Origin of the sequence: Agromyces tropicus, assembly GCF_039531345.1 — a bacterium.
In the GTDB taxonomy this organism is placed as follows: domain Bacteria; phylum Actinomycetota; class Actinomycetes; order Actinomycetales; family Microbacteriaceae; genus Agromyces; species Agromyces tropicus.
Window position 1 is genome coordinate 141,515 of sequence record NZ_BAAAPW010000008.1, and the last position, 12,473, is coordinate 153,987.

General features: G+C 72.4%; 11 protein-coding genes. 2 read left to right on the forward strand and 9 right to left on the reverse strand.

The genetic code is table 11. The features are described from left to right. Positions 1-11: 11 nt before the first annotated feature. From nagB to ABD230_RS18890, 9 genes are all read right to left on the reverse strand, one after another. Positions 12-797, reverse strand: coding sequence for a glucosamine-6-phosphate deaminase (gene nagB / locus ABD230_RS18850; protein WP_344378844.1), 786 nt, complete (start codon positions 795-797; stop codon positions 12-14). Then, positions 782-1,720, reverse strand: a complete 939-nt coding sequence (locus ABD230_RS18855) for an ROK family protein (protein WP_344378847.1) — start codon at positions 1,718-1,720, stop codon at positions 782-784. The genes nagB and ABD230_RS18855 overlap by 16 nt, the downstream gene beginning before the upstream one ends. Further along, entirely contained in the window at positions 1,717-3,258 is a 1,542-nt protein-coding gene (locus ABD230_RS18860; protein ID WP_344378850.1) for a glycoside hydrolase family 3 protein, read from the reverse strand. The genes ABD230_RS18855 and ABD230_RS18860 overlap by 4 nt, the downstream gene beginning before the upstream one ends. Then, complete coding sequence (locus ABD230_RS18865; protein WP_344378852.1) at positions 3,255-4,169, reverse strand: carbohydrate ABC transporter permease; 915 nt, start codon at positions 4,167-4,169, stop codon at positions 3,255-3,257. The genes ABD230_RS18860 and ABD230_RS18865 overlap by 4 nt, the downstream gene beginning before the upstream one ends. Then, positions 4,166-5,161: a carbohydrate ABC transporter permease gene (locus tag ABD230_RS18870; protein WP_344378858.1), complete on the reverse strand. Its 996-nt coding sequence runs from the start codon at positions 5,159-5,161 to the stop codon at positions 4,166-4,168. Before ABD230_RS18870 ends, ABD230_RS18865 begins: the two co-directional genes overlap by 4 nt. A gap of 163 nt (positions 5,162-5,324) precedes the next feature. After that, the gene (locus ABD230_RS18875; protein WP_344378861.1) at positions 5,325-6,593 is read right to left on the reverse strand and encodes an extracellular solute-binding protein; all 1,269 of its coding nucleotides are present in this window, start codon (positions 6,591-6,593) and stop codon (positions 5,325-5,327) included. Positions 6,594-6,663: 70 nt separating this feature from the next. Further along, positions 6,664-7,779: an ROK family transcriptional regulator gene (locus ABD230_RS18880; RefSeq protein ID WP_344378914.1), complete on the reverse strand. Its 1,116-nt coding sequence runs from the start codon at positions 7,777-7,779 to the stop codon at positions 6,664-6,666. A 301-nt stretch (positions 7,780-8,080) separates the two neighbouring features. After that, on the reverse strand, positions 8,081-9,982 hold the full coding sequence (locus tag ABD230_RS18885; RefSeq protein ID WP_344378864.1) for a heavy metal translocating P-type ATPase: 1,902 nt from the start codon (positions 9,980-9,982) through the stop codon (positions 8,081-8,083). 236 nt (positions 9,983-10,218) lie between these two features. Continuing rightward, positions 10,219-11,436 (reverse strand): NADP-dependent isocitrate dehydrogenase, encoded by a 1,218-nt coding sequence (locus ABD230_RS18890; RefSeq protein ID WP_344378867.1) that lies wholly within the window; start codon positions 11,434-11,436, stop codon positions 10,219-10,221. A 216-nt stretch (positions 11,437-11,652) separates the two neighbouring features. Here ABD230_RS18890 and ABD230_RS18895 point away from each other — a divergent pair, with 216 nt between their 5' ends. Both ABD230_RS18895 and ABD230_RS18900 read left to right on the forward strand, forming a co-directional pair. After that, positions 11,653-12,111, forward strand: coding sequence for a GNAT family N-acetyltransferase (locus ABD230_RS18895; protein ID WP_344378870.1), 459 nt, complete (start codon positions 11,653-11,655; stop codon positions 12,109-12,111). 20 nt (positions 12,112-12,131) lie between these two features. Continuing rightward, positions 12,132-12,446 (forward strand): MGMT family protein, encoded by a 315-nt coding sequence (locus tag ABD230_RS18900; protein ID WP_344378872.1) that lies wholly within the window; start codon positions 12,132-12,134, stop codon positions 12,444-12,446. The last annotated feature ends 27 nt before the right edge of the window (positions 12,447-12,473 follow it).

Consider the following 12,473-nt stretch of genomic DNA (forward strand, 5'->3'; position numbering starts at 1 on the left):
CCCGGACCCCGTCAGATGCCCTGCCAGTCCGGCTTGTTGGCCCACGCGTAGCGGTAGTACGCGGCGTGCTCGAGCCGCGACGCCGCCGCCTCGTCGGCGATGACGGTCGCGTGCGGGTGCAGCTGGATCGCCGAACCCGGCTGGCTCGCCGAGACCGGGCCCTCGACGGCCGCCGCGAGCGCCTCGGCCTTCGCCTCGCCGAACGCGAGGAGCACCAGGTGCCGCGCCTCGAGGATCGTCCCGATCCCCTGCGTGATGCAGTGCATCGGGACGTCGTCGATCGAGTCGAAGAAACGGGCGTTGTCGATGCGCGTCTGCTCGGTGAGCGTCTTCACGCGCGTGCGCGACGCGAGCGACGACCCCGGCTCGTTGAACCCGATGTGTCCGGTGCGCCCGATGCCGAGGACCTGCAGGTCGACGCCGCCGGCGTCGCGGATCGCCGCGTCGTAGTCCTCGGCGGCCGTCCGGATGCTCGCGGGATCGCCATTGGGCACGCGCACCAGCTCCGGCGTCAGCCCGAGCGGCTCCACGACCTCGCGCGTGATGACCTGACGGTAGCCCTCCGGGTGTCCGGCGGGCAGGCCGACGTACTCGTCGAGTGCGAAGCCGCGCACCCGCGAGACGTCGAGGCCCTCGCCGGCGATGCGCCCCGCGAGCGCGCGGTACGTCGAGAGCGGCGTGGAGCCCGTCGCGAGGCCGAGCACCGCGTCCGGGCGCCTGCGGACCAGGTCCGCGACGACCGTCGCCGCGAGCTCGCCGGCCTCCTGCTCGTCTCGGACGATCACGACCTCTGCCATGCCGGCGCCTCCAGTTCCTCTCCGATCAGGGCCGCGCCGACGGCGGCGGCCGGGAATCCGCGCGGGATGACCTGCACCCGGCGGGGCAGGTCGAGCGAGGCGAGGAACGCGGAGTCCTCCGCCCACGCGGCCAGCACGCTGCGCGTGCCCTCGAGCAGCCGGTCGCCGAGCGCGGCGAGGCCGCCCCCGACGACGATGTCGTCGACGTCGGTCGTGAGGGCGAGCAGTCGCACGGCCGAGGCCACGCCCGTGAGGAAGCGGTGCCGCGCCGCGACGGCGACCGGGTCGCCCTCGTCCGCGCGGTCGAACAGGTCGACGGCCGGGTAGCGGTGGCCGGTCGGCCACAGCGTCGCGAGCGCCGAGCCCGAGGCGAGGGTCTCGAGGCATCCCCGCTGCCCGCACGCGCAGCGCTCGCCCGCCGGGTCGACCGGGATGTGCCCGATCTCCCCGGCCACGCCCCGACCGCCACGGAGCAGGTGCCCGTCGAGCACGATGCCGGCGGCGAGCCCGGTGCCGAGGTTGAGGTAGGCCATCGAGTGCGCCCGGAGCCCGTCGGCGACGCCGAGCAGGTGGTGCGCGCCCAGGGCCGCCGCCTTCACGTCGTTCTCGATGCGCACGTCGACGCCGAGCCGGTCGGCCAGCCGCGGCCCCAGGTCGAGCCCCTCGAGCCCGAGGTTCACGGCGTGCGTCACGCGGCCGGTCGCGCTGTCGACCGACCCGGGGATGCCGATGCCGATCGAGTGGAACGCGGTCGGCTCGACGCCGGCGAGCTCCGACATCCGCTCGACCGTCCGCAGCGCGGTCGCGACGACCGCCTCCGCACCGAAGCCGGTCGGCATGCGCACCTGGTCGCTGAGTTCGCCGTCCTCGCCGATCGCGACGGCGGCGGTCTTCGTGCCGCCGATGTCGATCCCGAGCCTCACGAGACCTCCGCCGGTTCCGCGAGCGCCTCGGCGACGAGCTCGGCGAACCGCGCCGAGACCCCCCGCGAGGCGCCGAACGTCGCGACGTCCGCGAACGCGAGGTCCTCGCTCGGCCAGCCCATGTCGACCGTCACGACATCGGAGCGCTCGGCACGCAGCCGCTCGATCGCCTCGACGGCGAACGCGTGGCGATGCAGGTCCTTGCCGATCACGAGCACCGGTCCCGCGAGCGCGACGGCGTCGTCGAGCGGCGAGGCGGCGTCGACGACGACCTCGGCGGCCTCGCGGAGCCACGCCGGAGCCGGCCGGTCGTCGTCGGGCACCGCGGTGAGCGCGAACGGACCCCATGGCACCGCGCCGACCGCGATGTTCGCCACGGTCTCGATGCGGACGACGGTGCCGACCGCGGCGGCGCCCGCCAGCCGCTCCCGCACCTCGGGGGCGACGTGGAACGAGGCGCTGACGCGACCGCCGAGGTCCTCGGCGAGCGCGGCGGAGGTCGCCGCCGGCACGGTCGCCCGGCCTGCGGAGCGGGCGGCGGCCAGGCCCCGGACCCGCGCGGCCGCATCGGCGACGCGCTCGGCCGGCAGGCGACCCGACTCGACCGCCGCGGCGATCGCGGCCGCGATCTCCTCCATCTGGGGACCGGTGTTGTCCGTGCCGATGCACAGCAGGTCGCAGCCGGCGGCGAGCGCGAGCACGGCGGCCTCGGGGATGCCGTGCACGCCGCTCGCCCCGGCCATGTCGAGGGCGTCGGACACGATGACGCCCTCGAACCCCAGCTCCCCGCGGAGCAGGCCGTGCAGGATGCGGGGAGACAGGGTGGCGGGGTGCTCCGCATCGAGCTGCGGGAGCAGGATGTGGGAGGTCATGATCGAGCGCGTGCCCGCGGCGATCGCGGCCCGGAACGGAGCGAGCTCGCGCTCGCGGAGTCGCCCGAGGGGCAGGTCGACGACCGGCAGCGCCAGGTGCGAGTCGGTCGCGGTGTCGCCGTGGCCGGGGAAGTGCTTGGCGCTCGCATCGACCCCCGCGGCCTGCACGCCGTCGACCCAGGCGGCCGTGTGCCGTGACACGAGCCCGGGCTCGGCCCCGAAGCTGCGGACCCCGATCACCGGGTTCTGCGCGTTCGAGTTGATGTCGGCGTCCGGGGCGAAGGTCATCGTGCAGCCCGCCGCCGCGATCGCATCGCCGACCGCGCGCCCGACCGCGCGGGTGAGCTCCACGTCGTCGATGCGGCCCAGCACGGCGTTGCCGGGGAAGGGCGCTCCGCGGTCCGCGAAGAGGCGCGTGACGTCGCCGCCCTCCTCGTCGATCGCCACGACCGCGAGCGGATTGGCCGCGCGGAGCTCGGCCGTCAGGCCGGCGAGCTGCGGAGCGGATGCCACGTTCGTGGCGAACACGCACACGCCGCCGAGGCCCTCGCGGAGCAGGCCGAGGAGCCACTCGGGCGCCTCGGGCCCGGCGAACCCGGGCAGGAGGGTCGTGAGGATGTCGCGACGCAGGTCGGTGCCCGCGCCGCTCCGGATCGTCTCGCTCATCCCTTGACCGCTCCGCTCACGAGTCCGCTCGTCATCCGGCCCTGGACGATCAGGAAGAAGACGATGACCGGGATCGCCATCAGGGTCGAGCCTGCCATGATGGCGGCCCAGTTGGTGGTGCCGTTCGCCACGAGGAACGTGCGCAGCCACACGGGCAGCGTCATCATCTCGGGGCGGGCGTTCAGCACGAGCGCGATGACGAACTCGTTCCACGCCTGGATGAAGCCGAAGACGCCGGTCGCGACGAGGCCGGGGGCGAGCAGCGGGAACGTGACCCGCCAGAACGCGCCGGCACGGGAGCAGCCGTCGATCATCGCGGCCTCCTCCAGGTCGGCCGGCACCCCGTTCACGAACCCGCGCAGCGTCCAGATCGTGAACGGCAGCACGGTCGCCACGTACACGATCGTCAGGCCGATCAGGGTGTTGAGCAGGTGCCATCCGTCGATGACGCGGAAGATCGAGACGATCATCGCCTCGCCGGGGATCATCTGGATCACCAGGATCATGACGATGAACCCTCGCCGGCTCGAGAAGCGGAACCGCGTGACCGCGATCGCGGCGAGGAAGGCGAACACGAGCGCGACGACCACCGTGGTCAGGGTCACGATGAGGGAGTTCACGGCGGCGGGTGCGAAGGGCGTGCGGCCCGGGTCGAACAGCACGGTCGCGTAGTTGCGCAGCGTGAAGTTGTCGGGCCAGAAGTGGATCTCGGAGCCGCGGATCTCGTTGTTGGGCTGGAACGAGGTGTTCACCATCCAGTACACGGGGAAGGAGAACAGGGCGAACAGCACGACGGAGAGGGCGCTCCAGAGCGCGGTCGAGAGTCCTCGGCGGCCGCCGCGGCGGCGTGGGGCCGACGAGGTCGCGGCCGGGGCGCCGGTGCGCGGCGCGGTGGCGGTGGTGGCGCTCACAGCTCCTCCTCCTTGATGACCTGGCGGACGTAGTACAGCGAGACGGTCATCAGGATGATGGCCGTGATGACGGCGATCGCGCCGCCGGTGCCGAAGTCGCCGCCCGCGATCGAGACCTGGTAGATGTACACGCCCAGCGTGTTGGTGAGGGCGCGGATGCCGCCGATGTCCTGCAGCGCGAAGATCTGCGTGAAGACCTTGAGGTCCCAGATGATCTGCAGGATCGTCGTGATCAGGAAGATCGGCTTGAGGTACGGGAACACGATGAGCCGGAAGCGGTGGACGGCGCCCGCGCCGTCGAGCTGGGCCGCCTCGAGGACCTCCTCGGGCACCTGCGTCAGTCCGGCGTAGAGCGTGAAGGCGACGAACGGCACCGCGCCCCAGACGATGATGACGCCCGCGACGAGGAAGAAGCTCAGCGGGTCGATGAGCCAGGAGTGCTGGCGGAACTCCTCGAGCCCGAACGTGTTCACGAGGACCGAGTTGACGATGCCGTAGTCGGTGTCGAACATCCAGCCCCAGACGATCGTCGCCGACAGCGGCGGCATCGCCCAGGCCAGGAGCATGCCCACGGACAGCAGCAGGCGGAAGCCCTTGGGCAGGCGCTGGAGGAGGAGGGCCACGAGCGTGCCGAGGACCATCGTGGTCACGACGCACGCGGCGGCGAAGACGAGGCTGCGCGCGAGCACCTCGTAGAAGGTGGCGTCGGTGAGGACGTCGACGTAGTTCTGGAACCACACCCACTCGGGCGGGGCGCCGAAGACCTGGGCGCGGCCGAACTCCTGCATCGACGTGACGAGCAGCTGGATGAGCGGCCAGCCGACGATGGCGGCGAGGACGAGCGAGGCGGGGACGAGGAGGGCGTACGGGGTGAGGCCCCCGGCGCGGCGGCTGAGGCGGCGCCGGCGCGGCCGGTCGGGCTGCGGCGCGACCATGCGCTCGCCCTCGACCGAGCTCACGGCCGGGGGGAGGCCGGTGTCGGTGGTGGTCATGTGGGGCTCCTGCGTCTGACGGCGAGGTACGGATGCCGCGGGCGGTGCCCGCTCATGGGTCCGGGCCGGCGGCGTGTGTGGGGCGCTGCCGGCCCGGGGCCTGGTGAGGATCGGTGCGGCCGCACTTCGTAGTGTGCGCGCGGCCGCACCGCGTGGGAAGGGACTAGCCGTTGAGGATGTCCTCGATCTCCTGGTCCGCCTCCGCGGCGAGCTGGGCGACGTCGCCGCCCTGCGCGATGTTGACGAAGAGGTCCTGCAGGATGCCCGCGGCCTCGACGTCGGCCCACTTCGGCGAGGCCGGGGTGAGCTTGGCGTTGCCCGCGGCAGAGGAGATCGCCTGCGCGACCTCGTCGGTGCCGAGCGTGTCGGCGAGCGAGAGCTTCGCCGGCACGAGGCCGTTCTCGCCGTACACGGTCTGGAACTCGTCGGAGAGGATGATCTTCAGCGCGTCGAGCGCGAGCTCGGGGTGGGCGGACTTCGCCGAGACGGCGATGTTCGAGCCGCCGGCGAAGACCTGCGCCGCGCCGCCGTCAGCGCCCGGGAGCGCGTAGACGCCGAGGTTCTCCTCCTGGTCGGGGCAGCCGGGGGTCTCGGCGTCCTCGGGAGCGAGGATCGACCACTTGACCCAGCTCGGGGCCGACAGCTGCAGCGTGGTGCCGTCGCAGAAGCCGACCTGCGGGTTGGTCTCCTGGCCGTCCTTCGGGGCCCGCGACGCCTCGGTCATGACCTGCTGGACCTGCTCGAGGCCGGCGATGGACTCGGGGCTCGAGAGCTGCGCGTCCCAGCCCTCACCGTCCGGGACTGCCACCTCGCCGCCGTTCTCCCAGATGTAGGGCAGGGCGTTGTACCAGTCCTGGCCGGGCCACCAGATGCCCGACTTGCCGTCGTTCTCCTGAGCGAGCTGGATGCCCTGGTCGACGTACTGGTCGAGCGTGGTCGGGACGTCGAGGCCGGCCGCGGCGAGCGCGTCCTTCTTGTAGAACACGAGGCGCGAGCCCGAGTACAGCGGGGCGGCGTAGAACTTGCCGTCGTAGGAGCCCGCCTCGACGAAGCCGGGCAGCAGGTCGTCGCCGCCGAGCTCGTCGTAGTGGTCGGTGAGGTCCATGAACGCGCCCGCCGAGGTGAACGCCGAGGCCTGGGTGTTGCCGACCTCGACGACGTCGGGGCTGTCCGAGCCGGAGAGGCTCGTGGTGAGGCGGTCGACGAGACCGTCCCACGACTGCTCCTCGATCACGAGCGTGGAGCCGGGGTGCTCCTCCTCGAAGGTCTCGACGAGCAGCTCGCGCGCCGCGTCGGGGGTGTCGGTGCCGACGAGCCAGACGCGGATCTCCGCGTTCTCGTCGGTGGAGGCAGCGTCGCCTCCGCTGGTCGCGCACCCGGCGAGGGTCAGCGCCGCCGCGGCGCCGAGCGCCACGATGCCGAGGTTCCTCATTGCGTGGTTTCCTTTCGTAGGGGGAAGGTGGGAGCGGGGGTGCTGCCACCCGTGGTGCAGGGGTTGGGGCCTACGAGACCCCGAGTTGGCCGGAGAGGACCATGACGGCCGCCCCGCGCAGGACGATGTCCTGCCCGTGCGCGGTCATCCGGAGCCTCAGTTCCCGGTGGTGTTCCGTCATCGTCCGGTTCCGGACCGTCTCGACGGCCGCCTCGAGCAGCGGGCCGTCAAGCAGTTCCGCCGGTCCGCTGAGCACGACCTCGGAGAGGTTCAGCGCACCGACGACGGGGGCGAGCACGATGCCGAGGCGTCGGCCCGCTTCCCGCAGGGTCTCTTCGCGGGCGGATGCCGGAGCGCCCGCCTCGCCGAGCCGTTCGAGCTCGGCAGTGAGTCGGGGCACGGCGAGCCACGCCTCGAGGCATCCGTCCTTGCCGCACGCGCAGCGCGGGCCGCCGTCGGTGCCGACGACGACGTGGCCGATCTCGCCCGCGGCGCTGCCCGCGCCGAGGACGGGTCGGCCGCCGACGATGAGGCCGGCGCCGACGCCGTGGCCGACCTTGACGAGCACGAGGTCGCCGGGGGCGCCGGCGTGCTCGGCGAGCACGGCCACGTTCGCGTCGTTGGCGACGTGCACGGGGAGGTGGAAGGCGGCGTGCAGCCGATCCTGCAGGGGCAGGTCGACCCAGCCGAGGTTGGGCGCCGAGCGCACGACGCCGTTGGGCTCGACGACGCCGGGCGATCCGACGCCGATGCCGAGCACGGTCGCGGTGGTGAGCGCGAGCAGGCCGTCGAGCAGCTCGGCGACGAGCTCGAACGCCCGCTCCCCCGTCGCGCCGTCGAGCGCGACCTCGGCCTGGGCGACGATGCCGCCGTCGAGGTCGAGCACCGCGCCGCGGAAGCGGGTGTGCTCGGAGAGGTCGAGCGCGATCACGTGGTGGCCCGAGCGGTCGATGTCGATGAGGGTCGCGGGCTTGCCCGGCCGCGCGTCCTCGCGCTGGCCGAGCTCCACGACGAGGCCCTCGGCGATGAGCTCGCCCACGAGGTCGGAGACGGTCACGCGGGTGAGCCCGGTCTGCCGGGCGACGTCGGCGCGGCTCTGCGCACCGAGCGTGTAGAGCGTCTGGAGCACGAGCGACCGGTTGTTGCTGCGCGCGTGCTCGGGGAGCACCTTGCCGGAGGTGCGCAGGGCCCGCGCCGCGAAGAGCGGACTCGTGGGGAACGATGCCGTCGTGCCCTCGGCGGAGTTGCCCGCCCGTCCGCCGTTCGCGGTGGGTGCGGGCGCCTGCCCTCGTGGTGCTTCCGTTGCCGTCACGTTTGTTAGTAGACCTTACGAACAAACCTCGGCGCAACCCCTCGGACGAAATTCGTTCATGTTCTTTACAAACCCGTGACCTTCCGCCGGCCGCGCGCAGTCGCGCACGCACGGGTCGCGACGCGACGGGACGCGCGACGCCCGGGGCGCTCCCGAGGGGTACCGGCGCCGGGACTCAGCGCCGCGCGGCGTCCGCCCCGACCGACGAGCCCGACCCCGCCGCGGACCCCGCCGCCTCGGCCGCCCGTGCGTCGCGACGGCCGCCGATGGCCCGCAGCGCCGCCAGGATCGTGGCGAGGTCCACGAGCTCCTGCAGGAGCGCGCCCGCGGTCGCCGGGATGAGGCCGAACGCCGCGACGAGCATGAGCGCGACGCTCACGATGATGCCGAGCCAGATCGACTGCAGGGCGATCCGCACGGTGTCGCGGCCGATCTCGACCGCCTTCGCAGTCCTCGAGATGTCGTCGACGAGGATCACGGCCCCCGCCGACTCGCTCGCCGCCGTCGCACCGCGCGCGCCCATCGCGATCCCGACGTCGGCCGCCGCGAGGACGGGGGCGTCGTTCACGCCGTCGCCGACCATGACGACCGGGCGCTCGGCGACCTCGGCGACCTCGTGCACCTTGTCGGCCGGGAGGCACTCGGCCCGGACGCGCTCGATGCCGAGCTCGGCGGCGATGTGGTCGGCCGTGGCCTGCGCGTCGCCGGTGAGCATCATCGTGTGGTGCACGCCGAGCTCGTCGAGCCGCTGGAGCGTCGCCGCCGCATTGCCGCGGAGCCGGTCGCGGGCGAGCAGGGCACCGGCGTATGCGCCGTCGACGGCGACGTAGATCGCGAGCTCGCCGGGGGCGATCTCCGTGCGGCGCGCGGCAGGGGCGTGCTCGGCGACGAAGGCGTACTTGCCGACCACGACCTCGCGGCCGCCGATGCGGGCGACGACGCCGTTGGTCGCGGCCTCGCGTGCGGCATCCGCCTCGGCGAGCGGGATGCCGCGCTCGGTCGCGGCGTCGATCATCGAGGCCGCGAGCACGTGCGACGAGTACTGCTCGGCCGACGCGACGAGTCCGAGCAGCTCGTCGTCGCCGAATCCGGGCTCGGGTCGCACCGCGACGAGCTCGGGCGAGCCGTGGGTGAGCGTGCCGGTCTTGTCGAACACCGCGGTGCGGGCCCGGGCGAGCTGCTCGAGCACGCCGCCGCCCTTCACGATGACGCCGTTGCGGGCCGCGCGGCTCATGCCGCCGATGAACGCGACGGGGGCCGCGATGAGGAGCGGGCACGGCGTCGCCAGCACGAGCACCTCGGCGAACCGGACCGGGTCGCCCGAGACCCACCACGCGACGCCCGCGAGCAGGAGCGAGAAGACCGTGAACGGCACCGCGTACCGGTCCGCGAGCCGCACCACCGGCGCCTTGCTCGCGGCCGCCTCCGACACCAGCGCGACGATCTGCTGGTACTGGCTGTCGGCCGCGCGGGCCGTCGCCGTGATCTCGATCGCGGAGAGCCCGTTGACCGAGCCCGAGAGCAGTGCGTCCCCGGACTGCTTGTCGACCGGCACGCTCTCGCCCGTGATCGACGACTCGTCGACCGCGGCCTCGTCGGAGCGGAGCGTGCCGTCGACGGGCACGATCTCGCTCGGGCGCACGAGCAGCACGTCGCCGGGCCGCACGTCGTCGACGGGCACGTCCACGAAGTGGTCGTCGACGACGCGGTGCGCGCGCTGCGGCGCGCGTGTCAGGAGGGCGTCGAGCTCGCGCTTGGCGCGGCGGTTCGCGTAGTCCTCGAGCGCCTCGCCGCCGGTGAGCATGAGCACGACGATGAGGGCGGCGACGTACTCCCCCACGACGACCGTCGCGACGATCGCCGTGACGGCCAGGATGTCGAGGCCCCAGTGCCCGCGCAGGATGTCGCGCACCATGCCGACCGCCTGCCACGCGGCGACGGCGAGCGCGTAGCCGCTGAAGATCCAGGCGACGAGCCAGCCCTGCCCCGCGAGCGCGAGCACGATGCCGACGAGTCCGATCGCGAGCGTGAGCGCGACGACGGGGTACTGACGGACGAGACGGATGCCGCGGGCCATGCCTCCATCCTCCCCGATCCCGCGCGGCCGCTCGCCCCGGCCCTCGCCGAAGTGCCGTTTCTGCGGTGGAGGGCGGATTCAGGACGCACTCCACCGCAGAAACGGCACTCGAACGAGCAACGGCACTCGAACGAGCAACGGCACTCGGGCGGGCAACGGCGCTCGGGCGCGCGCCCGGGCACGGCGAAGGGCCGGATGCACCAGGCATCCGGCCCTTCGAAGTGCGAGCGCGAGGCTCAGGCGGCCAGGCGCGCCTTGAGGTTCGCGTCGATCGAGTCGAGGAACTGCTCGGTGGTCTGCCACTCCTGCTCCGGGCCGACGAGGAGCGCGAGGTCCTTCGTCATCGCGCCGGACTCGACCGTCTTGATGACGACGTCCTCCAGGGTGTGCGAGAAGTCGATCAGCTCCTGGTTGCCGTCGAGCTTGCCGCGGTGCGCGAGGCCGCGCGTCCAGGCGAAGATCGAGGCGATCGGGTTGGTCGAGGTGGGCTTGCCCTGCTGGTGCTGGCGGTAGTGGCGCGTGACCGTGCCGTGCGCCGCCTCGGCCTCGACGATGCCGCCGTCGGGCGTGGTGAGCACCGAGGTCATGAGGCCGAGCGAGCCGAAGCCCTGCGCGACGGTGTCGGACTGCACGTCGCCGTCGTAGTTCTTGCACGCCCAGACGTAGCCGCCCTCCCACTTGAGCGACGCCGCGACCATGTCGTCGATGAGGCGGTGCTCGTAGGTGATGCCGGCGGCCTCGAACTTCTCCTTGAACTCGGTGTCGAAGACCTCCTGGAAGATGTCCTTGAAGCGGCCGTCGTAGGCCTTCAGGATCGTGTTCTTCGTCGAGAGGTAGACCGGGTAGTTGCGGTCGAGGCCGTAGTTCAGCGACGCGCGGGCGAAGTCGCGGATCGACGCGTCGAGGTTGTACATGCCCATCGCGATGCCCGAGCCCGGGGCCTGGAAGACCTCGAACTGCTGCGGCTCGGAGCCGTCCTGCGGGGTGAAGGTCATCGTGAGCGTGCCGGCGCCCTCGAACTTGAAGTCCGTGGCGCGGTACTGGTCGCCGAACGCGTGGCGGCCGACGATGATCGGCTTGTTCCAGCCGGGGACGAGCCGCGGGATGTTCGAGATGATGATCGGCTCGCGGAAGATGACGCCGCCGAGGATGTTGCGGATGGTGCCGTTCGGCGACCGCCACATCTTCTTCAGGCCGAACTCCTCGACGCGCGCCTCGTCGGGCGTGATCGTCGCGCACTTGACGCCGACGCCGTGCTGCTTGATCGCGTTCGCCGCGTCGACCGTGATCTGGTCGTCGGTCTCGTCGCGCTTCTGGATGGAGAGGTCGTAGTACTCGAGGTTCACGTCGAGGTACGGGTGGATGAGCTGGTCCTTGATGGCCTGCCAGATGATGCGGGTCATCTCGTCGCCGTCGAGTTCGACGACGGTACCTTCGACCTTGATCTTCGACAAGGGGCGGTCTCCTTGGGATCTCGTGGGATTGCTTGGGAAGCGAGGAAGTCTCGGGGGTGTCCGGACACGCCGTCGACCAGCTTACCGCGTCGCCGGAATATCTCGACATCGAGAGATCGATGCCGTTCCGTGGCGCCGCCGGGAGCGCTCGGAGCGGACCGCATCCGCCTGCATGGGGTTACCCGCGCGACACCGCATCCGGTTAGGCTGCGGTGCATGGCTGATCTGCGACTCGAAGAACTGAACGCGACGAACATCGTCGCGGCGAACACCCTGTCGCTGAAGCCCGGTCAGGAGCAGTTCATCGCCCCCGTCACGTACGCGGCCGAGTCGTCGGTCGTGAACCCCGCGACCGCATGGCAGCGCGTCGCCCGGAGCGACGACAAGGTCGTCGGCTTCATCCACGGCAACTTCGACCCCGAGAACGAGCACGAGGAGTTCCGGGCCTGCATCTGGCGCATCAACGTCGACGCCGAGGCGCAGGGGAAGGGTGTCGGCCGATTCCTCGCGCACGCCCTGGCCGAGGAGGCCGAGCGACGCGGGTTCGACCGCATCACGGTGCTGTGGGAGCCGGGTGAGGGCGGCCCCGGCGAGTTCTTCCACCGGATCGGCTTCCGCGACGTCGGCGAGACCCAGTACGGCGACGTCATCGGGGCGCTCGAACTCCACAGCTGACCCGCGACGGCCGACGACGGATGCCACGCCAGGGCGACGGGTTCGTCGACGCCGTGCTCGCCGTCGTCGCCGACATCCCGCCCGGCACGGTGATGACGTACGGTGACGTCGCCGCGACCCTCGGCTCGCGCGGCGCCCGCGCCGTCGGGCAGGTCATGGCGCGCTACGGCGGCACGGTGCCCTGGTGGCGCGTGGTCCGCGCCGACGGCCGCCCGCCCGCCGGCCACGCCGAGGCTGCGCGCGGGCACTACGAGGCGGAGGGCGTCCCGATCCGCGCCGCGGACGACGAGGACGGCTACCGCATCGACCTCGCCGCCTGCCGGCGGCGCGGCTGAGCACGGCGCGACGCGACGCGCGCGGCC

Bases quoted from the DNA above. Each gene is read 5' to 3' on its own strand.
- ABD230_RS18870 (WP_344378858.1), bottom strand. From the start codon at position 5,161: ATGACCACCACCGACACCGGCCTCCCCCCGGCCGTGAGCTCGGTCGAG.
- ABD230_RS18875 (WP_344378861.1), bottom strand. From the start codon at position 6,593: ATGAGGAACCTCGGCATCGTGGCGCTCGGCGCCGCGGCGGCGCTGACC.
- ABD230_RS18860 (WP_344378850.1), bottom strand. From the start codon at position 3,258: ATGAGCGAGACGATCCGGAGCGGCGCGGGCACCGACCTGCGTCGCGAC.
- ABD230_RS18900 (WP_344378872.1), top strand. From the start codon at position 12,132: ATGCCACGCCAGGGCGACGGGTTCGTCGACGCCGTGCTCGCCGTCGTC.
- nagB (WP_344378844.1), bottom strand. From the start codon at position 797: ATGGCAGAGGTCGTGATCGTCCGAGACGAGCAGGAGGCCGGCGAGCTC.
- ABD230_RS18885 (WP_344378864.1), bottom strand. From the start codon at position 9,982: ATGGCCCGCGGCATCCGTCTCGTCCGTCAGTACCCCGTCGTCGCGCTC.
- ABD230_RS18895 (WP_344378870.1), top strand. From the start codon at position 11,653: ATGGCTGATCTGCGACTCGAAGAACTGAACGCGACGAACATCGTCGCG.